The 20,693-nt window shown below is 70.7% G+C and carries 22 protein-coding genes; 12 read left to right on the forward strand and 10 right to left on the reverse strand.

Annotation, left to right across the window (positions count from 1 at the left end; all coding sequences use genetic code 11):
- Positions 1 to 98: 98 nt before the first annotated feature.
- Positions 99 to 719, forward strand: coding sequence for a TetR/AcrR family transcriptional regulator (locus ACFE64_RS01885; protein WP_375390751.1), 621 nt, complete (start codon positions 99 to 101; stop codon positions 717 to 719).
- A 139-nt stretch (positions 720 to 858) separates the two neighbouring features.
- On the opposite strand, the gene ACFE64_RS01890 is transcribed toward ACFE64_RS01885, so the two are convergent.
- The 3 genes from ACFE64_RS01890 to ACFE64_RS01900 form a co-directional block, all read right to left on the reverse strand.
- A complete protein-coding gene (locus ACFE64_RS01890; RefSeq protein ID WP_375390752.1) occupies positions 859 to 1,458 on the reverse strand; it encodes a PEPxxWA-CTERM sorting domain-containing protein in 600 nt (199 codons plus the stop codon).
- A 194-nt stretch (positions 1,459 to 1,652) separates the two neighbouring features.
- A complete protein-coding gene (locus ACFE64_RS01895; RefSeq protein WP_375390753.1) occupies positions 1,653 to 2,429 on the reverse strand; it encodes an exodeoxyribonuclease III in 777 nt (258 codons plus the stop codon).
- On the reverse strand, positions 2,426 to 3,409 hold the full coding sequence (locus ACFE64_RS01900) for an SDR family oxidoreductase (RefSeq protein WP_375390754.1): 984 nt from the start codon (positions 3,407 to 3,409) through the stop codon (positions 2,426 to 2,428). Before ACFE64_RS01900 ends, ACFE64_RS01895 begins: the two co-directional genes overlap by 4 nt.
- On the opposite strand from ACFE64_RS01900, the gene ACFE64_RS01905 reads away from it, so the two are divergent.
- Together ACFE64_RS01905 and ACFE64_RS01910 are read left to right on the forward strand one after the other, a co-directional pair.
- Positions 3,408 to 4,442: a heavy metal-binding domain-containing protein gene (locus ACFE64_RS01905; protein WP_375390755.1), complete on the forward strand. Its 1,035-nt coding sequence runs from the start codon at positions 3,408 to 3,410 to the stop codon at positions 4,440 to 4,442. The two genes, ACFE64_RS01900 and ACFE64_RS01905, sit on opposite strands and share 2 nt — an antisense overlap.
- Positions 4,442 to 5,263 carry a heavy metal-binding domain-containing protein gene (locus tag ACFE64_RS01910; protein WP_375390756.1) on the forward strand — a complete coding sequence of 274 codons (822 nt, stop codon included), beginning with the start codon at positions 4,442 to 4,444 and terminating at the stop codon, positions 5,261 to 5,263. The genes ACFE64_RS01905 and ACFE64_RS01910 overlap by 1 nt, the downstream gene beginning before the upstream one ends.
- A gap of 24 nt (positions 5,264 to 5,287) precedes the next feature.
- Here ACFE64_RS01910 and ACFE64_RS01915 read toward each other — a convergent pair whose 3' ends face one another.
- A complete protein-coding gene (locus tag ACFE64_RS01915) occupies positions 5,288 to 5,986 on the reverse strand; it encodes a hypothetical protein (protein ID WP_375390757.1) in 699 nt (232 codons plus the stop codon).
- Between the two features lie 107 nt (positions 5,987 to 6,093).
- Here ACFE64_RS01915 and ACFE64_RS01920 point away from each other — a divergent pair, with 107 nt between their 5' ends.
- Positions 6,094 to 6,888 (forward strand): aldo/keto reductase, encoded by a 795-nt coding sequence (locus ACFE64_RS01920; RefSeq protein ID WP_375390758.1) that lies wholly within the window; start codon positions 6,094 to 6,096, stop codon positions 6,886 to 6,888.
- An 81-nt stretch (positions 6,889 to 6,969) separates the two neighbouring features.
- Here the strand turns inward: ACFE64_RS01920 and ACFE64_RS01925 are convergent, their stop codons facing one another.
- The 3 genes from ACFE64_RS01925 to ACFE64_RS01935 form a co-directional block, all read right to left on the reverse strand.
- Positions 6,970 to 7,569: a PEPxxWA-CTERM sorting domain-containing protein gene (locus ACFE64_RS01925; protein ID WP_375390759.1), complete on the reverse strand. Its 600-nt coding sequence runs from the start codon at positions 7,567 to 7,569 to the stop codon at positions 6,970 to 6,972.
- A 106-nt stretch (positions 7,570 to 7,675) separates the two neighbouring features.
- Entirely contained in the window at positions 7,676 to 9,106 is a 1,431-nt protein-coding gene (locus ACFE64_RS01930) for a UdgX family uracil-DNA binding protein (protein WP_375390760.1), read from the reverse strand.
- A 27-nt stretch (positions 9,107 to 9,133) separates the two neighbouring features.
- Entirely contained in the window at positions 9,134 to 10,381 is a 1,248-nt protein-coding gene (locus ACFE64_RS01935; RefSeq protein ID WP_375390761.1) for a putative DNA modification/repair radical SAM protein, read from the reverse strand.
- Positions 10,382 to 10,550: 169 nt separating this feature from the next.
- On the opposite strand from ACFE64_RS01935, the gene ACFE64_RS01940 reads away from it, so the two are divergent.
- On the forward strand, positions 10,551 to 11,000 hold the full coding sequence (locus ACFE64_RS01940) for a hypothetical protein (RefSeq protein ID WP_375390762.1): 450 nt from the start codon (positions 10,551 to 10,553) through the stop codon (positions 10,998 to 11,000).
- Positions 11,001 to 11,012: 12 nt separating this feature from the next.
- On the opposite strand, the gene ACFE64_RS01945 is transcribed toward ACFE64_RS01940, so the two are convergent.
- The 3 genes from ACFE64_RS01945 to ACFE64_RS01955 are packed head-to-tail and all read right to left on the reverse strand — an operon-like array spanning position 11,013 to position 13,006.
- Positions 11,013 to 11,753 (reverse strand): DsbA family protein, encoded by a 741-nt coding sequence (locus ACFE64_RS01945; RefSeq protein ID WP_375390763.1) that lies wholly within the window; start codon positions 11,751 to 11,753, stop codon positions 11,013 to 11,015.
- A 57-nt stretch (positions 11,754 to 11,810) separates the two neighbouring features.
- Entirely contained in the window at positions 11,811 to 12,476 is a 666-nt protein-coding gene (locus tag ACFE64_RS01950; RefSeq protein WP_375390764.1) for a DsbA family protein, read from the reverse strand.
- 5 nt (positions 12,477 to 12,481) lie between these two features.
- Complete coding sequence (locus ACFE64_RS01955; protein WP_375390785.1) at positions 12,482 to 13,006, reverse strand: DUF721 domain-containing protein; 525 nt, start codon at positions 13,004 to 13,006, stop codon at positions 12,482 to 12,484.
- Between the two features lie 74 nt (positions 13,007 to 13,080).
- On the opposite strand from ACFE64_RS01955, the gene ACFE64_RS01960 reads away from it, so the two are divergent.
- From ACFE64_RS01960 to ACFE64_RS01990, 7 genes are all read left to right on the forward strand, one after another.
- Positions 13,081 to 14,103, forward strand: coding sequence for an A/G-specific adenine glycosylase (locus tag ACFE64_RS01960; RefSeq protein ID WP_375390786.1), 1,023 nt, complete (start codon positions 13,081 to 13,083; stop codon positions 14,101 to 14,103).
- The gene (locus ACFE64_RS01965) at positions 14,100 to 15,488 is read left to right on the forward strand and encodes a serine hydrolase domain-containing protein (RefSeq protein ID WP_375390765.1); all 1,389 of its coding nucleotides are present in this window, start codon (positions 14,100 to 14,102) and stop codon (positions 15,486 to 15,488) included. Before ACFE64_RS01960 ends, ACFE64_RS01965 begins: the two co-directional genes overlap by 4 nt.
- Position 15,489: 1 nt before the next feature.
- Positions 15,490 to 16,353 carry an NAD(+) diphosphatase gene (gene nudC / locus ACFE64_RS01970; RefSeq protein WP_375390766.1) on the forward strand — a complete coding sequence of 288 codons (864 nt, stop codon included), beginning with the start codon at positions 15,490 to 15,492 and terminating at the stop codon, positions 16,351 to 16,353.
- A gap of 93 nt (positions 16,354 to 16,446) precedes the next feature.
- A complete protein-coding gene (locus ACFE64_RS01975) occupies positions 16,447 to 16,989 on the forward strand; it encodes a 2Fe-2S iron-sulfur cluster-binding protein (RefSeq protein WP_375390767.1) in 543 nt (180 codons plus the stop codon).
- A complete protein-coding gene (locus ACFE64_RS01980) occupies positions 16,986 to 17,972 on the forward strand; it encodes an FAD binding domain-containing protein (RefSeq protein ID WP_375390768.1) in 987 nt (328 codons plus the stop codon). Before ACFE64_RS01975 ends, ACFE64_RS01980 begins: the two co-directional genes overlap by 4 nt.
- Positions 17,969 to 20,299, forward strand: coding sequence for a xanthine dehydrogenase family protein molybdopterin-binding subunit (locus tag ACFE64_RS01985; RefSeq protein ID WP_375390769.1), 2,331 nt, complete (start codon positions 17,969 to 17,971; stop codon positions 20,297 to 20,299). The genes ACFE64_RS01980 and ACFE64_RS01985 overlap by 4 nt, the downstream gene beginning before the upstream one ends.
- 74 nt (positions 20,300 to 20,373) lie before the next feature.
- Positions 20,374 to 20,691 (forward strand): PilZ domain-containing protein, encoded by a 318-nt coding sequence (locus ACFE64_RS01990; RefSeq protein ID WP_375390770.1) that lies wholly within the window; start codon positions 20,374 to 20,376, stop codon positions 20,689 to 20,691.
- Positions 20,692 to 20,693: the final 2 nt, after the last annotated feature.

The raw sequence follows: 20,693 nt of genomic DNA on the forward strand, positions 1-20,693 counted from the left end.
CTTGAATCCGCCGGCTGAAAGTGGGAGTGAACGCTCACTCACATATCAAGTAGCGCCGAACCGGGCGGACGGTCAAGCGGCGGAATGGAGCGGAGCGGATGGCCACGGTCGCGATCGAGACGCAGGATGGATTCAGCCGAGCGGAGCAGCGTCGGCGGCGGATCACCGACGCGGCGCGCAAACTATTCGTCCTAAATGGTTTCCACGCGACCGGGATGGCGCAGCTGGCACGCGAATCCGGCGTCGCGATCGGCCAGATCTATCGTGATTTCGACTCCAAGGAAGAAATCGTCGCGGCGCTGGTGACGGCCGATTGCGGGCGGCTGATGATGTATGAGGAGCTGGAGTCGGCGATCCGCGCCGGCGACTCGGGCGCGGTGCGGGCGTGGCTGGGCGACTTCCTCGATCCCGGCGACGAGCGCGACGATGCGCGGCTGTTCGCGGAGATCGTCGCCGAATCGGGGCGCAACCCGCGCATCGCGGCGATCTTCCGCACGCTGCATGACCAGCTGCGCGAGCACCTGCGCGCCGCGCTGGCGCTGCTCGCGCCAGGCCCCGAGCGCGCGGGCCGGCGGGTGGTGGCGGTCGAGGCGCTGATGGCGCTGTCGTTGGGCATGTTCCAGTACGGCTTCATCGCGCCCGAGCGCGACATCGCGCCGGTGCTCCAGGCGCTCACGGCCCTCGTGGATCGTGAGCTGAGGGCACTTGCCGAAGGTTAGCGCCGGGCCCGATCCCGTTTTCCGGACGGGGTGGGAAGCGGCGGCGCGCACAGGACGGCGCGCACCGCGCAACCGGGCGCATGGGCCGACCGCCGTCGCTCCCGGGAGCGACGGCCATTGCTGCATCAGACGCCGTGCTTCAGGCGAGCTTGACGGCCGCGCTCACCTTGCGACGCCGCATCGCGACGCCGACCGCGCCGAAGCCCGCCAGCATCATCGCCCAGCTTGCCGGCTCGGGCACGCCCGCGGCCGTGGGCGCGTTCAGCGTGTAGTTGATGGTGAAGAACCCGGTGTTATCGCCATAGCAGCCAGGCGCGCCGTTATAGCCGCACGCGTCGGTCAGGCCGAGCACCAGCTGGTGCGAGCCGGCACGCCCGGCGGTCGGAATGGTGAACACCTGCGTCACCCCGGTGTTGGTGCTACCGTCGCCGATGAAGAACACCTGATAATTCAGCGGACTCAGGCTGGCAAAATTGGTGCCCACGCCCGCGTTCGTGAAGTCCAGGCCGGTCTGCTGCGTTGCCCGCTGTGCGCTCGACGTGAACACGCCGGCGAGGAATCCCGCATTGGACGCCTTGATGCCCGAGAAGTTCGTCGTGCCGCTGTTGATCTCACCATTGGGATTGCCCACGCCGTCGGCGTCGTTGGGATTACCGCGGCTATTGACGCTGACGTCGGTTGCCACCACGCTGAAGGTGATCGACGTCGCATTGCCGAGGTCGATGACCAGCGGCGCCAAACCGTCTGAGGTGCTGCCGTCGGCCTTGTAGCTTGGCGTCGACGATCACCGTCGTCGCCGCGGCGGGCGCGATCGGTGCGACGAGCGCGAGCGCGCTCCACCGATGAATGGCCTTCATGATACGTCCCCCAACTTCCCCCGGACCCTCGGTCCGACATCCGTTCCGCACGATGACCGCCCAGATCGCTGGAGCGCTATCCCGGCCCGAGCTCCACCCAGGCGGGCGCGTGGTCGCTCGTCTTGTCCTGCCCGCGCACGGCCCGATCGACGCCGGCAGCACGCAGCCGGGGCGCGAGCGACGGGCTGAGCAGCAGGTGATCGAGCCGGAGGCCCGCGTCGCGGCCCCAGGCGTTCCGGAAATAATCCCAGAAGGTGTAGACCCGCTCGCCGGGATGCAGCGCGCGGATCGCGTCGGTCCAGCCCTGCGCGAGCAGCCGGGCGTAGCGTTCGCGGACCTCGGGGGCGAACAGCGCGTCGTCCTTCCAGCGCTCGGGCTTGTAGACGTCGAGGTCGGTCGGCATCACGTTGAAATCACCCAGCAGGATCACCGGCGCGCCGCTCGCGACGAGATCGGCGGCGTGCGCGAGGAGGGCGTCGAACCAGGCGATCTTGTAGGCGAACTTCGGCCCCGGGCGCGGGTTGCCGTTGGGCAGATACAGCCCGGCGATCAGGATGCCGTTCACCGCCGCCTCGATGTAGCGGCTCTGCGTCGGATCGGGATCGCCCGGCAGCTCGCGGCGGGTCTCGACCGGCGCGCCGACGCGCGAGAGCAGCGCGACGCCGTTCCAGCGCGGCTGGCCATGCCAGATCGGATCGTAGCCGGCGGCGCGGATGGCCGCTTCGGGGAACTTGTCGTCGGGCGCCTTCAGCTCCTGCAGCACGGCCGCGTCGGGCTGCGTTTCCGCCAGCCAGCGGAGCAGGACGGGCAACCGGCCGTTGACGCCGTTGACGTTGAAGGTGGCGATCCTCACGCCCGGGGTCGGCGCGTCGCCCACCAGGCCAGGCCGAGCGCAGCCACCGCCGCCGCGCCGAGCCCGCCCGCAACCGCCGCCTTCACCCGCTGATCCGGCCGGCGCAGCCCGCCCGCCGCTTCGCCGGCCGGTTCGCCGGGCGCGAACAGCGCGCCCGCGGTCGGCTGCACCCGCTCGGCGGACGCGAAATACGTCCCGAAGAAGCTGTTGATGATCGCCGCAGACAGGTTGGGCGCGAACGCCTGCGCCAGCACGAACAGCGGCGCGGGCGCGCCCACTACCGTAGTGTTGCGCGGCCGGTCGGCAAGGCGGACCACCGCCCTCGCCACCGTCTCGGGCGCAAGCGTGCCGGGCGGCGTGGTCAGCCGCCGGCCCGCATAGTTGCCGGCATGATCGAGCCCCGGCGTGTCGACGAAGGTGGGATAGACGTCGCAGACATGGATGCGCGGATGCAGCGACAGTTCGCCGCGCAACGCCTGCGAGAAGCCGCGCAGGCCGAACTTGCTGGCGGCGTAGGCGGCCGCGAACGGCGTCGCGACGAAGCCGCCGACCGAGATCATGTTGACGAAGATGCCGTGGCCCTGCCGGAGGAAGACGGGCAGCGCCGCGTGCGCGTCGTTCATGTGGCCCAGCAGATTGGCTTCGATCACGCGGGCGTGCGCCGCGATCGGCACGTCCTGATACTTGCCCACCGCGCCGATGCCGACGTCGCTGAACCACAGGTCGATGCCGCCCAGCCGCGCCTCGGCCTCATGCGCGAGCGCCAGGCTCTGCGCGGCGTCGGTGACGTCGGCGGGAAAGACCCAGGCCTCGCCGCCCGCGGCCCGGCAGCGCGCCGCCACCGCCTCCAGCCCGTCCGCCCCGCGCGCGGCGAGGACGAGGTGCGCGCCGCTGACCGCGAAGGCTGCCGCGGTCGCGGCGCCGATGCCGCTCGACGCGCCGGTGATGACGACACGTCGGCTTGCAGGAGATTTACTCATGGACGGGGCAACGCGCGGGCGTGCTGGCGTTTCCGCCGGCGATGCGGCAAGCACCGCAGCGATGCCGCAGCCGCCCGCCCGGATCGACCACGCCGCGCGCGCCGACGCCTGGACGGTGGCGCTGGAGCATGACGGGCTGCCGCGGTTCGTGACCGCGCGGCTCGCCGGTGCGGCGGCCGGCGTTCAAGCGGGTGGGGGCGCGTGGGTGGCGACGATGACGCCGGCCGAGCTGCTGCTGGCGAGGACGCACGGCATCCGGCCGGTCGCGACGGTGTCGGGCACCTGCTGGTTCTTCTACGGCCGCAGCTGGACGGAAGGCCACGCGCAGGGCTGGCACGACGCGCTCCACCGGATCGGGCTGGAGGCGGCGGCGGCGGGCGCGAACGCAGTGGTCGACGTGCGGCTGCGGACGCTGCGCCACCGGATCGGCGCGAGCATGGACTTCACGCTGATCGGCACGGCGGTGAAGGTCGACGGCCTCAAGCCCGCGCCGCACCCGGTGATCGCGACCGTGCCGGCGCTGGAGTTCGTGCGCCTGCTGGAGGCGGACATCGTGCCGGTCGGGCTGGCGGTCGGCGCGCGCTACGAGTGGCTGGGCAACCCGTGGTCGGGCGGCGGCGGCTGGGGCGGCTATGGGTGGGCGGACGCCGGCGCGCTCCGGCGGACGCAATGGGCGACGCAGGCGTTCAGCGGCAACCAGCCGCTCACCGACCTGATGGACTTCTGGAACGCGATCCGCCGTGCCGCGCACGCCGACCTGCGCGAGGCGGCGGCGCGGCAGGGGAACGGCGTGCTGGCGCACACCCAGTTCGGCCAGCTGATCCGCCGCGAGCGCGACAAGCAGCCGCCCGCCTATCTGGGCCGGCACATCGTCATCGGCACGGTGGTGGACACGCAACGCGGCGCACCGGTGCCGCATGCGATCGAGCCGGTGGTCGACATGCGCGACGCGCTGTCGCCGCTGAACGGCGGCGCGGGGCACCGCCATTCGGTCTACGACGGCGACGGCATGGACGAGGAAGGAGCGATCTGATGGCCGACAACAGCATGCCGGTACCGGAACACGCGCTGCAGCGCCTCGCGGGGCTGCGCCGCGCCGGCCATCCGGACGGGGTGTTCACCTCCGATTTCTCGGTCAACGAGTTCCTGCTGGTCAGGAAGGCGGGGTTCGAGCCGGTCGGGCTCTGCGTCGGGTCGTGCATCTACCATCTCGGTTTCCAGATGGCGGGCTGGTCGTCGTCGGTGGAGCTCGATGTGCTCTCGACCGCGATGTACGAGGCGCGCGCGCTGGCGATGGAGCGGATGCGCGCGGAGGCCAAGCAGATGGGCGCCGACGGCATCGTCGGCGTGCGGCTGACCGTGAAGCGGATGGAGTGGGACTCCAAGGTGCTGGAGTTCGTCGCGATCGGCACCGGCATCGTCCACGCCGCCGGGCATCCGGGCTTCAAGGGCCCGCGCGGCGAGCCGTTCACCAGTGCCCTGTCCGGCCAGGATTTCTGGACGCTGCTCCAGGCCGGCTACCGGCCGCTGGAGATGGTGATGGGCTCCTGCGTGTTCCACGTCGCGAGGCGGGGCCCGTTCGCCTCGCTGGGCTCGATCGGACAGAATCTGGAGCTGACCAACTTCTCGGTCGCGCTCTACGAGGCGCGCGAGATCGCGATGGAGCGGATGCAGATGGAGGCGACGCAGGCGGGCGCGGAGGGTGTCGTCGGCGCGGACCTGCACGAGGGCAGCCACGGCTGGTCGACGCACGTGATCGAGTTCTTCGCGATCGGCACCGCGGTGACGCCGATCGAGGGGCACACGCCGGAGGACCTGCCGGACCCCAAGCTGGTGCTGTCGGTCAATTCTTGACTCCTCCCCGCTTGCGGGGAGGAGTTAGAGAGATCCGTCGCCGCTGTATTTCAGTTCCAGATACCGTCGTTGGGTCGCGACCTCGTCCACCGCACCGCGGGCGAGCTGCTCGGTCATGCGCGCGACCTCGCCGTCGATCAGCTTGAGGCCGTCGACCAGATGGGTGTCGGCGGTGCGGCCGTCGGGGCGGGGCTGCGCGCGCAGGCTCGGCGGGATGGCGCGCCAGCCGTCGACCAGGCCGGGCAGCTCGGTCGCCAGCAGCTTGCGCACCGCCTCCCCCGCCGGCTCGTCGGGCGACAGGCGCGCGAGCTGAGGCTGGAGCTCGTCGAGCCGACGGGCGAGCGCGTCCGTCAGCTGCACGGCGGGCGCGGGCAGCGCGCGGCGCTGGTCGGCGAGCCACGCGCCGGCGCGGGCGGGCAGCTCGGGCAGCGGCGTGCGCCGGACCAGCACTTCGGTGGTGACGCGCGCCGGCCGGGTCTGATGCAGAACCAGCAGCGTCAGCGCAACCAGCACCGCCGCCGAGAGCAGGATCGCCGCGAGCGGCGCGCCGCCCAGCGCGGCCCCGATCAGCAGGACGATCGAGACCATCGCCGCGAGCGTCGCCGGCCGCCGCGCCCGCGCCCGCGCCGCCGCTTCGCGCCGGGCGGCCGCGCGGCCTTCAGGCGACACGCGGCGGATCATCATCTCGGCCTGGCTCAACTCACCCTCACGCTCTTCCATCACCCGCCCCTCCTGCCGGCGCCCGGTCCCGGCCATAGCCGAACCGGCAGCGCGCTCCTATGCTCGGCGACGGTCGGAACCGGCGGATACGGCCGGCGGTTGGGCGCGGCATGGCCGACCTGACGCTCAACGACGATTTCACGATGCCGCAGCTCGGCATGGGCACCTGGCAGATTGCGGACGCTCAGGCGCCTGCGATCGTGCGCGACGGGCTGGACGCCGGCTTCCGGCTTGTCGACACCGCCGCGATCTACGGCAACGAGCGCGGCGTCGGCGCGGGCGTGAAGGCGAGCGGCGCGTTCCTGACCACCAAATTGTGGAACGACCGCCAAGGCGACGCCGAGGCGGCGCTGGACGAGAGCCTGGCGCTGCTCGGCGTCGACGCGGTCGACCTCTACCTCATCCACTGGCCGTCGCCGGCGCAGGATCGGTATCTAGACGCATGGAAGGCGCTGATCGACCTGCGCGCGGCCGGCAAGGCGCGCTCGATCGGCGTGTCCAACTTCCTGCCCGAGCATCTCGACCGCATCATCGACGCGACCGGCGTGGTCCCGGCGGTCAACCAGATCGAGCTGCACCCGCGCCACCAGCGCCGCGCCGAGGTCGCCTATCACGAGACGCACGGCATCGTGACGCAGAGCTGGAGCCCGATCGGTCAGGGCAAGGGCCTGCTGACCGACGCGACGATCACGCGCCTGGCCGCCAAGCACGGCCGCTCGCCCGCACAGGTGGTGATCGCCTGGCATCTGGCGAAGGGCTATTCGGTGATCCCCAAGGCGTCGAGCCCGGAGCATCTGCGCGAGAATGTCGCGGCGCAGGAGATGACCCTGCACGAGGACGATATCGCCGCGCTCGACGGATTGGATGCGGGAGCACGGATCGGACCTGATCCGCAGGCCATGTGATCTAGCGACAGCAAGATGGCCGGCAGAGCCGCCTGAGTGGGAGAGCCGCTGGCGTCAGACTCACGGCTCTCCCCGATCGGATCAGGCCGCAGCCACCGTCCGCGTCGTGCGACGACGCATGGAGAAGCCGATGACGCCGAAGCCCGCGATCATCATCGTCCACGTCGCCGCCTCCGGCACGCCTCCCGTGGCGGTGACCGTGGACGTCGCGAAGGTGCCGAAATCCTGACGATACGAGCCGTCCGGATTGATGCTGAAGAAGTTGAACTGATCGGCGCCGTCGCTGTTGTGGTCGACATTCAACACATAGACGCGCTCGTTCGCGCCCGTACCCGTGCTCACGAGATAGCCCCGATTGGCGTAGGTCTGGTGGAACAGGCCATCGAACGTGTAGTTGGCCCCGCCCGTGTTCGGGACTGCCCGATAGGTGTAGAGGCCGCCGCCATTGGGCTCGATCTGCGCGCCGGGATTGTTCGGGTCGCTGGTGAAGCTCACCAATGCTACGCTGCCGCCGGCATAGGCGCCCGAGAACGCAGTCACTACGTCCGTCGGATCATCATAGGTGAGTTGGCCGGAGCCGGTGTTGGTCCCCGCGAACGACCAACTCAGGGTCGTGGCCGCGTGAGCCGATGTCGTCGTGGCGAGCGCGATCAGCGCCCCGATCCAAACGGTGCGAATCATGGTGAAGCCTCTTCGTCATGCGCCAGCCCCGCGCTGTGCTCCCCCCCCAGAGGGTGAACGGCCTGTTATCCCAAAGCCGAGCGTTTCCAAACCCTATCGTCGGCGGCTAGTCGCTCAAGGGCCGGACGGGCTCACCCAGCAGCGCCTGCGCCGCCTTCAGATCCTCGACGAAGCGGCCGAACTCGTCCTCCGCCTGCGCCTTGTCCTGGAGGCGGAGCAGATAGCTGGGGTGGACGGTGATGAAGGCCTGGCCGCCTTCGGGCAGGGGTAGCGGGCGGCCGCGCTCGCGGCCGATCGTCACGACCCGGTTGAACAGCGAGCGCGCGGCGGTGGCGCCGAGCGCGACCGAGACCTCCGGCTTGACCAGCAGCTGCTCCTGCTCGATCCACCAGCGGCACGTCTCGATCTCGCCCGCACCGGGCTTGGCGTGGATGCGCCGCTTGCCGCGCTGCTCGAACTTGAAGTGCTTGACGGCATTGGTGACGTAGACACGGCTGCGATCGATCGCGGCGGCCGCGAGCGCGCGGTTGAACACCTGTCCGGCGGGTCCGACGAACGGCTTGCCGGCCAGGTCCTCCTGGTCGCCGGGCTGCTCGCCGACGAACATCAGCTGCGCGTTGACCGGGCCTTCGCCGAACACGGTCTGCGTGGCGGGCTTGTAGAGCGGGCAGCGGGTGCAGGCGGCCGCCTCCTCGCGCAGCGCGTCCCACGCCATCGCGCTGTTGCCGCCGACTGCCCCGTGATCCTTGGCGCGCGCCGTCTCGATCATGCCTGTCTCCCGCGCCTGCGCCCCTGCGATCAGCTGCGGGACCAACGCGGTCTCGGGCATGTTTTTCCAGTATTTCCGCGGCATCTCCTTCAGCATCGCGCCGACCTTGACGCGGGCGGGATTGAAGATGCTGGCGTAGTAGGTCTTCCACACCTCCTCGATCGGATCGCCGCTGGGTGCATCGGCGCGGGCGGCACCGGGACCCTCGCTGAGCGCCTTGCCGTCCCAGTGCAGCGACACCTCGGGCGTCAGGATCGACCAGCGCATCGACGCAAAGCGGTTGACGAAGAAGGCGGCGTTGGCGCGGACGATGTGGTGTTCGGGCTCGAACCAGGCGACGTAGCGGCTGCCCCCGTCGTCGGTCACTTCGCGGAAGCGCAGGAACGCGCGCATCTTGTGGATGTCGCGGCGGACAGCCTTGGCGATGGTTTCGAGGCGGCGGACGAGCGGGTCGGCGCGATCCTCCAGCAGCTTCGGCTCGCGGCGCAAGCGGGTGAGGAGCAGGTAGAGCAGCGAGAAGCGCTCCGGATCGGCGGCAAGGACGACGTCGCGGGCCAGGTCCAGGAACGCGCGGGGAACCGAAAAGCCGGGCGAGGAGAGCGCAGCGGCAGGCGAGGCAAGCACGTCTGCCGCGGCGAACAGGTCAGCCGGCGCGTCGCCGACCTGCCAGATCACGGCGTCGGATGGTACCTCGGCGGCGGCCAGCGCGCGGGCGGCGTCCCGCCAGGCGTCGAAATCGTCGGGAGCCGGGAGGGTAACGACGTTCATGTCACCCCCATCCTACGCTCAAGTGCGTCACGCGGCGAACAGCTCCATCTGCTCCTGCTTCGGCGCTGCCAACGGCTTCACGTCGAGCTTATCGGCCAACGCCACCGGCCGCCAGTCCTCGGCGACGATGAACGGGCGCAGCTTGGCGATCGAGACCGTCAGCCGCGCCACGTCGGCGAGGCGCAGGCGACGCCAGCGGCGGCTCGCCAAGATCGCGTTCACCGCCTTCACCCCCAGGCCGGGCACGCGCAGCAGCGCCTCGCGCGGCGCGCGGTTGACGTCGACGGGAAAGCGCTCGCGGAACCGGAGCGCCCAGGCGAGCTTCGGATCGATGTCGAGCGGCAGCATGCCGGTGCCCGGATCGGCGGCGGCGGCGACCTCCGCGGGCTGATAATCATAAAAGCGCATCAGCCAGTCGGACTGGTAGAGCCGATGCTCGCGCATCAGCGGCGGGCGCTGGAGCGGCAGCACCGCCGACGCGTCGGGGATCGGGCTGAAGGCGGAATAATAGACGCGACGCAGCCCGAACCGGTCGTAGAGCGAGGCGGCGCGGCCGATGATGTCGCCGTCGGTCGCCGCGTCCGCGCCGACGATCATCTGCGTCGACTGCCCGGCGGGGGCGAAGCGCGGGGCCGATCTGTAGCGCTTCGCCGCGTCGGCATTGTCCGCGATCGCTACCTTGTTCGCTGCCATCGCGCCTTCGATCCGCGGCGCGGACTTTTCGGGGGCGAGCCGCGCCAGGCCGGCGACCGTGGGTAGCTCGACGTTGATCGACACGCGATCGGCGAAGAGGCCGGCCTGGTGAACCAGCTCCGGGTCGGCGTCGGGGATGGTCTTGAGGTGGATATAGCCGCGGAACTGGTGATCTTCGCGCAACGCGCGCGCGACCTCCACCAGCTGCTCCATCGTGTAATTCGAGGAGTGGATGATGCCGGACGAGAGAAACAGACCCTCGATGTAGTTGCGACGGTAGAAGGAGAGCGTCAGCTGCACGACCTCCGCGGCGGTGAAGCGTGCGCGGCGGACGTTGGAGCTCTTGCGGTTGATGCAATAGTGGCAGTCGAAGACACAGCTGTTCGTCAGAAGGATCTTCAGCAGGCTGATGCAGCGTCCGTCGGGTGCATAGGCGTGACAGATGCCCATCCCCTCGGTCGAGCCGAGCCCCGTGCCGTCGCGGCTGTTGCGCTTCGCCGTGCCGGACGATGCGCACGACGCATCATATTTCGCCGCGTCGGCCAGGATCGCCAATTTCCGACGGACGTCGAGCTGCGCCATGTGTTCGATATACGTTCCGCCGCCTGGACCGGCAAGCGACCCTGCCGCCCAAAGGCAACGCTGAGTGAAATTGCATTGCCTTCCCGACACTTGTCTGTTTAACGCGTAACATAGATTACGAGATTAGAGCGCAGTGACAGGCATAACATCCCGGCGGGCGCTTGAACGTTTGCTCCAGCACCAAGCCGAGATTCTCGGCATCATTCGACGGTCCGAGGCGATGCTGGCACATGATGTGCGCGACGTGCCGGGCCTGGCACGGGCCCGGTGGGCGCTGGTGCGCGCGTTGACCGCCTATCAGCTGTTCAAGCACCGCGAAGTCTTCGATCCGATGCTCGCCAAGGCACGACCGGCGGAGGCGCACCGGCTGGCCGAGATGAAGCGCACCTGCACCGCGATGGGCGAGGCATTCCGGCTGTACGTTCAGAAATGGAGCGCAACGGACGTCGGCGGGCAGTGGGACGAATATCAGCAGGCCGCACACACGATGATCGCACGCATCCGCACCCACATGGCCGGTGAACGGGCGAACGTAACGGCCATACTGAGCCAAGACGGACCTATTCGACCGCCAGCAGATGTTCCGCGGTGCGGCGATCGACCCAGACCAGCCGGCTGACGCGCGAATCGATCAGGCGCCCGCGGTTTTCAGCGCCTGCTGCAGCTGGTTCCAACTTAGCGTGCCGAGATTGCGACCATTGAGGATCAGCGTCGGCGTGCCGCTGACGGTGCCGTCGCCGCCGCCCTGCTCAGGGCCCTTGTCCTGGGTCTGCTTGGTCAGGCGATCGATCTCGGCCATGTTGGTCAGGCAGCCGTCGGCCTGCGGGGCGGGGACGCCGCGCTGCTTGACGAAGTCGATCAGCCCCATGACCTCGGCCATCACCCGGAAGCGCTGCGCCGGCGGCGCCGCCTGGATCGCCTGCTGCTGCGCGGGGGTGGCTTTCTGGAGCGCGTCCTCGAACGCCTCCTGGTTGGCGAACATCTGCTCCAGCAGCGGGAAAAAGGGTTGCGGGCCGACGCAGGTGCCGAGCAGCGCCGGCGGCATGTCGGGCGCGCCGTGGACCAGGAACTCGCGGAACTCGAACGAGACCTTGCCCGACTTCACATAAGTGTCGGTGAGCGGCTGATAGCCGTCAGTGGCCAGCGCCTTGCAGACGGGGCACAGCCGCGAGCCGTATTCCACGAGCTTGATCGGCGCGTTGGGGTTGCCCATCACATAGCCCTCGGCGGTCTTGCTGACCGTCTGCGTCCAGTCCTGCCCGGCGGGCGCCAGGACAGCCTTGACCGGGGCGGCCTGGGTCTGGCCGGCGTCCTTGCTCCCGCAGGCGGCGAGCGAGACGGCGAGCATGAGGGCGGGGGCAAAGGCTTTCATCGGACGCGGCACTCCATGTTCATACTCCCGCTATCCTGATGGCGCGCGCAAAGGAAGTCAGCGCGCGCCGGCGGCGCGGAGCAGCGGCTCCAGCCTGGCCCAATCGACATTGGGCGTCTGCCTGCCGTTGATGAAGAAGGTCGGCGTCGAGTTGACCCCTGCCGGCGCGCTCGTCGTCAGGCGCAGGACGCGATCGACCTCCGCCCCGTCGGCGAAGCAGGCGTCGGTCGCGGTGGGCGAAAGGCCGCGCGCCTGGATCATCGCGGTCAGCCCCGCGCCGTCCGCCAGCGCACGCAGCTGCGCAAGGCGCGGGTAGAGCACGATGCGCTGCCCATTCGTTTCCTGGAAGGCGATGCCGCGCGTCAGCCACTGGTCCTGCGCGGCGAAGATATAGGCGGTGGTGGCCGCGAAGTTGCGCGGCCCCGTGCAGCGCGCCAGGATCGCCGCGCCGAGATCGAGCCCGTCGCGGATCAGGTGGCGATACTCCAGGCTGACCGCGCCGGAGCGCACCATCTGGTCCTTCAGCACCGGCGCTGATTCGGCGGAGAAGGCGGCGCAGTGCGGGCAGGTGTAGCTGGCATATTCGACCAGCTTCACGCGCGCGGCCGGGTTGCCGATCAGGTAGGCGCTGGCGGGCGTCTTCACCGCCGCCTCGCGCCAGTCGCGCGCCGGGGTGGCGGCGGCGAGCGCGAGCAGCGCGGCGACGGCGGCGATCATGCGCATGTGCGTCAGCCGATCCGCGGGAGGCCGGCCGTGGCGGCGACGCCGGCGGCGAGCGACTCGAGCACGGCCCGCAGCTCCGGGTCGACAATCGCCTTCAGCCCCTGCCCCATCTCGGCGGGCGCGGGCTTGAGCGAGAGCGGCGCGCGACGCGACTCGCGCGCTGCCACTTCGCCCTGCCGGATCTGCACGCGCGCGACCGCGGCGTAGCCGAAGAAGCGGTTCACCCGCTCGGTGATCTCGGGCGTGATGTGCTGCATGGTCGACGCGTGCGCGCCCTTCACCAGCAGGCTGAGCACCCCCTCGGCTTTCTTGCCGGGCGGGAAGCGCAGCGATTCGGGTGCGCTGATGCCGGCCCAGCGCTCGCCGACGATCTCCGGCCAGCGGCTGACGATCGCCGACTGGACGAAGCCGAAGCGGCGAAAGGCGGCGCCGCCGATCGCGGGCAGCAGCTCGGCGACCGCGCGGGAGCGATTCGCGCGCTGCGGCTCAGGCTGGGGGGGACGCGGGCGCTTGCTCACCCGACGGCTCATGCCATAGCGCGGCCGTGCCCGCCAAGCGCTCATCGGCCGCCGATCGCCTGCCCGCCCCGTCGGTCGCAGACCGACTGCTGCCATGGTACGACGCGCATGCCCGCGCGCTGCCGTGGCGCGTCCCGGACGGGACCGCCGACCCGTATCGGGTGTGGCTGTCCGAAGTGATGCTGCAGCAGACCACGGTCGCGACGGTTCGGCCGCGCTTCGCGGCCTGGGTGGCGCGCTGGCCCGACGTCGCCAGCCTGGCGGCAGCGAACGAGTCTGACGTGATGGCCGCCTGGGCAGGACTGGGCTATTATGCCCGCGCCCGCAACCTGCTGAAGACGGCGCGGGCGGTGACGGCCGAGCATGGCGGCGCTTTTCCGCAAACGGAGGCCGAGCTGCGGCGGCTGCCCGGGCTGGGCGAGTATACCGCAGCGGCGGTGGCGGCGATCGCGTTCGGCGAGGCCGCGGTGGTGGTGGACGCCAATGTCGAGCGCGTGGTGGCGCGGCTCGCCGAGATTGCCGCGCCGCTGCCGGGCGCGCGCGCGGCGATCCGGGCGGCGGCGGCGGCGATCACGCCGACGGCGCGGGCGGGGGACTTCGCGCAAGCCATGATGGACCTGGGCGCGACGATCTGCACGCCGCGTGCCCCCCGCTGCCTGTTGTGCCCGCTGCGCGAGCGGTGCCGCGGCTATGCGGAAGGCGCGCCGGAGCGGCTGCCGGTCAAAGCGGCGAAGAAGGCGCGGCGGCAGCGTCATGGGACGATCTTCTGGCTGACGCGCCCGACCGCCCATCCCGCCGGGCGCGAGGTCCTGCTCGTCCGCCGGCCCGCCAAGGGCCTGCTCGGTGGAATGCGCGCGCTGCCGACCGGGCCGTGGATCGACGCACCGCCCGGCCTGGCCGGCGCGCCCGCCCCCGCCGACTGGCGGCTGCTAGACGCGACCGTCCGCCACGGCTTCACCCATTTCGACCTCGATCTCGCGCTTGCCGTCGCCGACGCTCCGGCGCATGGCGCGGCCGAGGGCGAATGGTGGCCGGTGGACGAGCTGGCGGCGGCGGGGCTGCCGACGCTGTTCGCCAAGGCGGCGCGCGCGATGGAGGGGTTGGCATGACGCTTCGGATGTTCGGTTCGGCGCTGGCGCTGTTTGCGCTCGGTGGTTCGGCATTGGCCCAGCAGCCGCAGCCGCAACCCCAGTCGCGCCTCGTGCCGCAGCCGCCCGCGCCGCGGCCGGCGACGCCCCTACCCGCCGCCCCGCGCATGCGGATGCCGGCCAACGCGCTGCTGCCCGCGACGCAGGCGCTGTTCGACGGCTACGTCCGCGACGGCAAGATGCCGGGCATCGTCGGCGCGTTCGGGGTGGGCGATTTCCCCACGCTGTTCGTCACCGCCGGCCATATCGCCGACGGGGCGGACGCGGCGCGGGCCGACGCGGATTCGCTCTGGCGCGTCTATTCGATGACCAAGCCGCTCACCGCGATGGCGGCGATGCTGCTGATCCAGGACGGCAAGATCCGGCTCGACCAACCGCTCAGCGACTTTTTCCCCGCCTTCAAGACGATGAGGGTGCTGACCAGCCCCGACACCAGCCTCGCCAGCGTGCCCGCCCGGCACCCGATCCTGATCCGCAACCTCCTCACCCACACCGCCGGGCTCGGCTATTCGATCATCACCAAGGGACCGCTGCTGCACGAATATGAGCGGCTCGGCATCCTGCCCGGCGTCATCGACGCCAAATCGGAGGCGCAGGCACGGCTGGTCAGGCCCAAGACGCTGGCGGCGTTCGCCAATCGCGTCGCCACGCTGCCGCTGATCGCCGAGCCGGGGACGAAGTGGAGCTATTCGATCGGCCTCGACGTGATGGGGGCGGTGATCGAGAAGGCGTCGGGGATGCCGTTCGACCGTTTTGTCAACACGCGCATCTTCGCGCCGCTGAAGATGACCTCGAGCTACTGGACCGTGCCGGCGAGCGAAGCGGGGCGGCTGGCGACCGACTATGCGTTCGTCGGCGACACGCGCGTGCCGATCGATGCCGGCCGCACCTCGGTGTGGCTGTCGCCGCCCACCTTCCCCTATGGCGGCGCGGGCCTGGTGATGTCGGCGCGCGACTATGATCGCTTCCTGCACATGCTCCAGGACGGCGGCACGCTGGAGGGCGTGCAGGTCGCACGGCCGGAGACGATCGCGCTGATGATGTCGAACCTGCTGCCCGCCGGCGTCACCTTCGGCGGAATCGGCGGCGGCACCGGCGGCACGCAGGGCGCGACGCCGATGGGCTTCGGCGCGGGTGGCTCCGTCTTCCTCGCCGACGGGCCGGGCGGCTTCCCGGGCAAGGGCACCTATGGCTGGGGAGGCGCGGCCGGCACCATCGCCTTCGTGGATCCGGCCCACCGCTCGCGCACCACGGTGATGGTCAACTACATGCCGCCCGAGAAATGGCCGCTGCGCGCCGACCTCGCGCACGCGCTGGCGGCCGACACCGCGCGGTTCGGCCGGTGAGGTGAGCGCGCCCGGTTTCACCGGCGGCCGGCTCGACCGCGCCGACCGGCTCCGTCACGACCCGGATGCGCTGGCGGCGGCGACCGACTGGCGCGCGCGGCTGCTGGTGCTGGGACCGGGCTATGAGCCGCAGGTCGGCGATGACGGCCGGCTCGGCTGGACCTCCATCGCCGACGCGCCGGAGGACGCCGAACTGGTGCTGCTGGGGCTGGCGGACGACCGCGCGCATTTTGCGGCGATCACCGGCGAGTCCGGCGGCGCGCCGTTCCGCTCGCCGCGGCTGCTCGCCGCGCTCGGGCTGATGGCCGAAGGCGAGGCGGCGACCTGGGGGGCGGCGCGCTCGGTGCTCGACTGGCACGCGCGCCACCGCTTCTGCGGGAATTGCGGGACAGGCACCGCGCCGTTCCGCGCCGGCTGGGGGCGCAAATGCCCCAATTGCGCGACCGAACATTTCCCCCGCGTCGATCCCGTCGTCATCATGATCGCCGAGCATGACGGCCGCGCGCTGCTCGGGCGGCAGGCGGCATGGCCGCAGGGGCGCTACTCGGCGCTGGCCGGCTTCCTGGAGCCGGGCGAGTCGATCGAGGAGGCGGTGGCGCGCGAGATCGGGGAGGAGGCAGGCGTCCGCGTGCGCGACGTCCGCTATGTCGCCAGCCAGCCCTGGCCGTTTCCGGCGCAGCTGATGATCGCCTGCGTGGCGCAAGCCGAGGACGACGCGATCACGCTCGACCGCCACGAGCTGGAGGACGCGATCTGGGTTCCGCGCGACGAGGTCCGCGCGGTGCTGGCGGGCGAGCCCGGCGCGTTCGTTGCGCCGCCGCCCTATGCCATCGCCCACACGCTGCTGACACGCTGGGCCGCTTAGACATTCCCCACGCGAGAACGGCTCGCAACAGGAACCGGACCCGCCTGCCCGCGCTTTGCAGCAGGTCATCCGCTTGCCGCCGGAGCCTTCCCCATGCCCATCACCGTCAACGGCCACGCCGCCGTCCCCCCCGACGATCCGCGCGTCTCGCTGCTCGACTATCTGCGCGAGCACCTTCACCTCCACGGCAGCAAGAAGGGCTGCAACCAGGGCGCGTGCGGCGCCTGCACCGTGCTGGTCGACGGCGAACGCATCCTTTCCTGCCTGGCCCTGGCGGTACAGTGCGACGGGCGCGAGGTGACCACGGTGGAGGGGCTGGCGAACGGTGGCCAGTTGCACCCGCTCCAGGCCGCCTTCGTCGAGCATGACGGTTTCCAGTGCGGCTATTGCACCCCCGGTCAGCTTTGCTCCGCGATCGGCATGATCGCGGAGGTCGAGCGCGGCGTCCCCAGCCACGTCACCGCCGACCTGACCGGCGACGTAAGGCTGACGCATGACGAGCTGCGCGAGCGGATGAGCGGCAATCTGTGCCGTTGCGGCGCCTATAACGGCATCGTCGACGCGATCGCCGAAACCTACGCGCAGAATCGCGCCGTCGCGCCGGACGTGGCGGACACACGCAAGGTGGCGGCGTGACCCCCTTCACCTACGCCCGCGCGCACGACGCGGCCGAAGCGCTGCGGCTCGGCGCGGTCGGCGACGCCAAATATCTCGGCGGCGGCACCAACCTCATCGATCTCATGCGCGAAACGATCGAACGGCCGCATGCGCTGGTCGACGTCACCGCCCTGCCCACCAATATCGAGGAGACGGCAGGCGGCGGGCTGATGATCGGTGCCGCCGCCCGCAACACTGCGATCGCCGAGCACCGGCTGGTACGCGAGCGCTACCCGATGCTCGTCCGCGCGATCCTGGCCGGCGCGTCCGGCCAGATCAGGAACATGGCGACCGCGGCCGGCAACCTCCTGCAGCGGACCCGCTGCGCCTATTTCTACGACGAGGACGGCGCGCGCTGCAACAAGCGTGCGCCGGGCACGGGCTGCGACGCGATCGAGGGCTTCAACCGCATTCACGCGATCCTCGGCGCGTCCCCGGCCTGCGTGGCGACGCACCCGTCCGACATGTGCGTGGCGCTCGCCGCGCTCGACGCGATCGTCCATGTCGAAGGCGACGACGGCGCGCGCACGATCCCGCTGGTGGATTTCCATCGCCTGCCCGGCGACACGCCGAACATCGAGACGGCGCTCGCTCCGCACGAGCTGATCACGGCAATCGAGCTGCCGCGAAGCGATCTTGCCGCCCGTTCCACCTATCGCAAGGTCCGCGACCGGGCCAGCTACGCCTTCGCGCTGGTCTCCGTCGCCGCGGCGCTGCGCGTGGAGGGCGGTCGCGTCGCCGACGTGCGGCTGGCGCTGGGCGGCGTTGCGCACAAGCCCTGGCGGGCGGCGACGGCCGAGGCGATGCTGCGGGGTGGACCCGCCGAGGCGACGGCGTTCCTCGCCGCGGCCGAGGCCGAGCTCGCCGACACGCGTCCGCTGAAGGACAATGGTTTCAAGATCGAGCTGGCCCGGCGGACGATCGCCGCCGCGCTGGGCGAGCTCGCGGGAGCGGACGCATGAGCAACATCCTCGAAGACGCCAAGAACGCGGTGCAGGGCGCCGCGGAAATGGTGATGCAGAAGGCGGTGCAGCTCGCGCCCGACAGCTTCATCCCCGGTGGCCGGCCCGACCCGCTGATCCGCGAGCGGCACGGCAACGTCGGCAAGCCGCTCTCGCGGCTGGACGGACCGCTCAAGGTGCGCGGCGCCGCTCCGTTCGCCGCCGAGTTCCCGCTGGACGGGATGCTCTATGCCGCCGTCGCCTTCAGCACGGTGGTCAAGGGCCGGATCAGTCGCGTCGACACCGCCGCCGCGGCGGCCGCACCGGGTGTCGCGCTGGTGATGACGCATCTCAACGCGCCGCGCATGGCGAACGTGCCGCTGTTCATGACGCAGCCCAAGGCGGCGGGCGGCATCGACCTGCCGATCATGCAGGACGATCGCGTCCACTGGAACGGCCAGCCGATCGCGGTCGTGCTGGCCGAGACGCAGGAGCAGGCCGACCACGCCAAGTCGCTGATCGACGTCGCCTACGAGACCGAGCCAGGCGTCACCTCGTTCGCGGCCGCCAAGGCGAAGGGCACCGAGACCGGCCAGTTCATGGGCCAGCCGCTCCAGATGGACCGGGGCGGCGCGGAAGCGATGCTGGCCGCCGCCCCGCACCGGGTGGACCGGGCCTATACGACGCCGCGCCATAGCCACAACGCGATCGAGCTGCACGCCTGCACCGTCGCATGGGACGGCGACGCCCTGCGCGTCCACGACGCCTCGCAACTGGTCTCACACACGGCCTGGAGCCTCGCCCAGGTGTTCGGGCTCGCGGAGGAGCAGGTCCGCGTCACCTCGCCGTTCGTGGGCGGCGGCTTCGGCGGCAAGTGCCTGTGGTGGCATCAGGTGCTCGCCGCGGCGGCCGCGAAGCTGGCCGGCCGTCCCGTGCGCCTGATGCTGTCGCGCGAGGGCGTGTACCGCACGGTCGGCGGCCGCACCGCGACCGAACAGCGCGTCGCCATCGGTGCGCAGGCGGACGGGACGTTCGACGCGCTGATCCATACCGGTACGGTGGTGATCAGCCCGCACAACACCATGCCGGAGCCGTTCATCCTGCCGGTGATGAGCGCCTACAGCAGCGGCAGCCTCAAATTCGATCTGGAGGTCGCGTATATCGACATGCTCGCCAACACCTTCATGCGCGCGCCCGGCGAATCGGTCGGCACCTTCGCGCTGGAAAGCGCGGTGGACGAGCTCGCGCACGAGCTCGGCATGGACCCGATCGAGCTCAGGCTGAAGAACGAGCCGGACAAGGACCCGGTGACGGGCGCGCCACCCTCGCAGCGCGACACCGAAAAGGCGTTCCGCGACGGTGCCGAGCGATTCGGCTGGGCCAGGCGCGGGCTCCCCGGCGGCCATCGCGAAGGCGAGTGGCAGATCGGCATGGGCGTGGCCACGGCCTGCTATCCCTATCATCGCATGCCCGGCGGCGCGGCGCGCATGACACTGCGGCGGGACGGCGTCACCGTCGAGATCGCCGCCCACGAGATGGGCATGGGGACGATGACGGCGCACACCCAGGTCGTCGCCGACCGGCTCGGGCTGCCGCTGGATCAGGTCGATTTCCGCTACGGCGACAGCTTCCAGCCGGGCACGGTGCTCGCCGGCGGCTCGCAGCAGACCGCCTCGATCGGCATGTCCGTGATCGCGGCCCAGCGCGAACTGGTGACGCAACTCCTCAAGCTGGCGGGCAACGATTCGCCGCTCGCCGGGCTTTCGGCGGACGAGGTCGGCGGCATGGACGGCGGCCTCGCCAAGCTCGACGAACCCGGCCGCCACGAGAGCTACGGCTCCATCCTGTCGCGCGCGCAGCGCGACGAATTGGTGGTGGAGGCGGCCGCACCCCCGCCGCTCGAGCTGCAGCACTGGTCGATGCACAGCCACGGCGCCATGTTCTGCGAGGTCGGCGTCAATGCCGTCACCGGCGAGATCCGCGTCCGGCGCTTCCTCGGCTCGTTCGATTGCGGCCGCATCCTCAACCCGAAAACCGCGATGAGCCAATTCCGGGGCGGCATCATCATGGGGCTCGGCCTGGCGATGATGGAGGAGACGCAGTTCGACGAGCGGCTCGGGCGCATCATGAACCCCAGCCTGTCCGAATATCATGTGCCGGTCCACATGGACGTGCCAGAGATCGAGGTGATCTGGACCGACATTCCCGATCCGCATGCGCCGATGGGCGCGCGCGGGATCGGCGAGATCGGCATCACGGGCGTCGGCGCGGCCGTGGCCAACGCCATCTTCAACGCCACCGGCAAGCGCATCCGCGACCTGCCGATCACGCTGGACAAGGTCCTGTGAACAGTTCGGCGGCCGGGGTGACGCGATGGAATGCCTTGCGGCCCCCCGCCGCTTGCGCTCTGGCGAGCGGGACGATGGCCGAGCCCCCCCGCTCTTTTCTACCCGCCGGCGCGAGCCCCCGCGGCGCGCCGCGCCACAAGGTGTTCCTGCCGGCGGAGATGACCACCGCGGAGGGCGTCATGCGCGTCCATCTGCTCAACCTTTCGCCCATCGGCGCACTGCTGCACGGTAACGCGCCGCCGCGGGCCGGGGCGGCCGTACGGCTGCAGTGCGGCAACGAACGCTGGGCGGCGCGCGTGGTCTGGGTGCACGACAAGCGGTTCGGCATCGCGCACGCCGCACCGCTGGCGTCGGCGCTGCTGCAGCGGCTGGTCGACCCCGGCGGCAGCTGATC

Origin of the sequence: uncultured Sphingomonas sp. (assembly GCF_964250165.1) — a bacterium.
Lineage (GTDB): Bacteria > Pseudomonadota > Alphaproteobacteria > Sphingomonadales > Sphingomonadaceae > Sphingomonas.

What these genes read in the sequence shown, in the direction of transcription:
- ACFE64_RS01885 (WP_375390751.1), top strand. Translation starts at nt 99, where the DNA reads ATGGCCACGGTCGCGATCGAGACGCAGGATGGATTCAGCCGAGCGGAG.
- ACFE64_RS01905 (WP_375390755.1), top strand. Translation starts at nt 3,408, where the DNA reads ATGGACGGGGCAACGCGCGGGCGTGCTGGCGTTTCCGCCGGCGATGCG.
- ACFE64_RS01900 (WP_375390754.1), bottom strand. Translation starts at nt 3,409, where the DNA reads ATGAGTAAATCTCCTGCAAGCCGACGTGTCGTCATCACCGGCGCGTCG.
- ACFE64_RS01910 (WP_375390756.1), top strand. Translation starts at nt 4,442, where the DNA reads ATGGCCGACAACAGCATGCCGGTACCGGAACACGCGCTGCAGCGCCTC.
- ACFE64_RS01920 (WP_375390758.1), top strand. Translation starts at nt 6,094, where the DNA reads ATGGCCGACCTGACGCTCAACGACGATTTCACGATGCCGCAGCTCGGC.
- ACFE64_RS01925 (WP_375390759.1), bottom strand. Translation starts at nt 7,569, where the DNA reads ATGATTCGCACCGTTTGGATCGGGGCGCTGATCGCGCTCGCCACGACG.
- ACFE64_RS01930 (WP_375390760.1), bottom strand. Translation starts at nt 9,106, where the DNA reads ATGAACGTCGTTACCCTCCCGGCTCCCGACGATTTCGACGCCTGGCGG.
- ACFE64_RS01935 (WP_375390761.1), bottom strand. Translation starts at nt 10,381, where the DNA reads ATGGCGCAGCTCGACGTCCGTCGGAAATTGGCGATCCTGGCCGACGCG.
- ACFE64_RS01945 (WP_375390763.1), bottom strand. Translation starts at nt 11,753, where the DNA reads ATGAAAGCCTTTGCCCCCGCCCTCATGCTCGCCGTCTCGCTCGCCGCC.
- ACFE64_RS01950 (WP_375390764.1), bottom strand. Translation starts at nt 12,476, where the DNA reads ATGCGCATGATCGCCGCCGTCGCCGCGCTGCTCGCGCTCGCCGCCGCC.
- ACFE64_RS01955 (WP_375390785.1), bottom strand. Translation starts at nt 13,006, where the DNA reads ATGAGCCGTCGGGTGAGCAAGCGCCCGCGTCCCCCCCAGCCTGAGCCG.
- ACFE64_RS01965 (WP_375390765.1), top strand. Translation starts at nt 14,100, where the DNA reads ATGACGCTTCGGATGTTCGGTTCGGCGCTGGCGCTGTTTGCGCTCGGT.
- ACFE64_RS01975 (WP_375390767.1), top strand. Translation starts at nt 16,447, where the DNA reads ATGCCCATCACCGTCAACGGCCACGCCGCCGTCCCCCCCGACGATCCG.
- ACFE64_RS01985 (WP_375390769.1), top strand. Translation starts at nt 17,969, where the DNA reads ATGAGCAACATCCTCGAAGACGCCAAGAACGCGGTGCAGGGCGCCGCG.
- ACFE64_RS01990 (WP_375390770.1), top strand. Translation starts at nt 20,374, where the DNA reads ATGGCCGAGCCCCCCCGCTCTTTTCTACCCGCCGGCGCGAGCCCCCGC.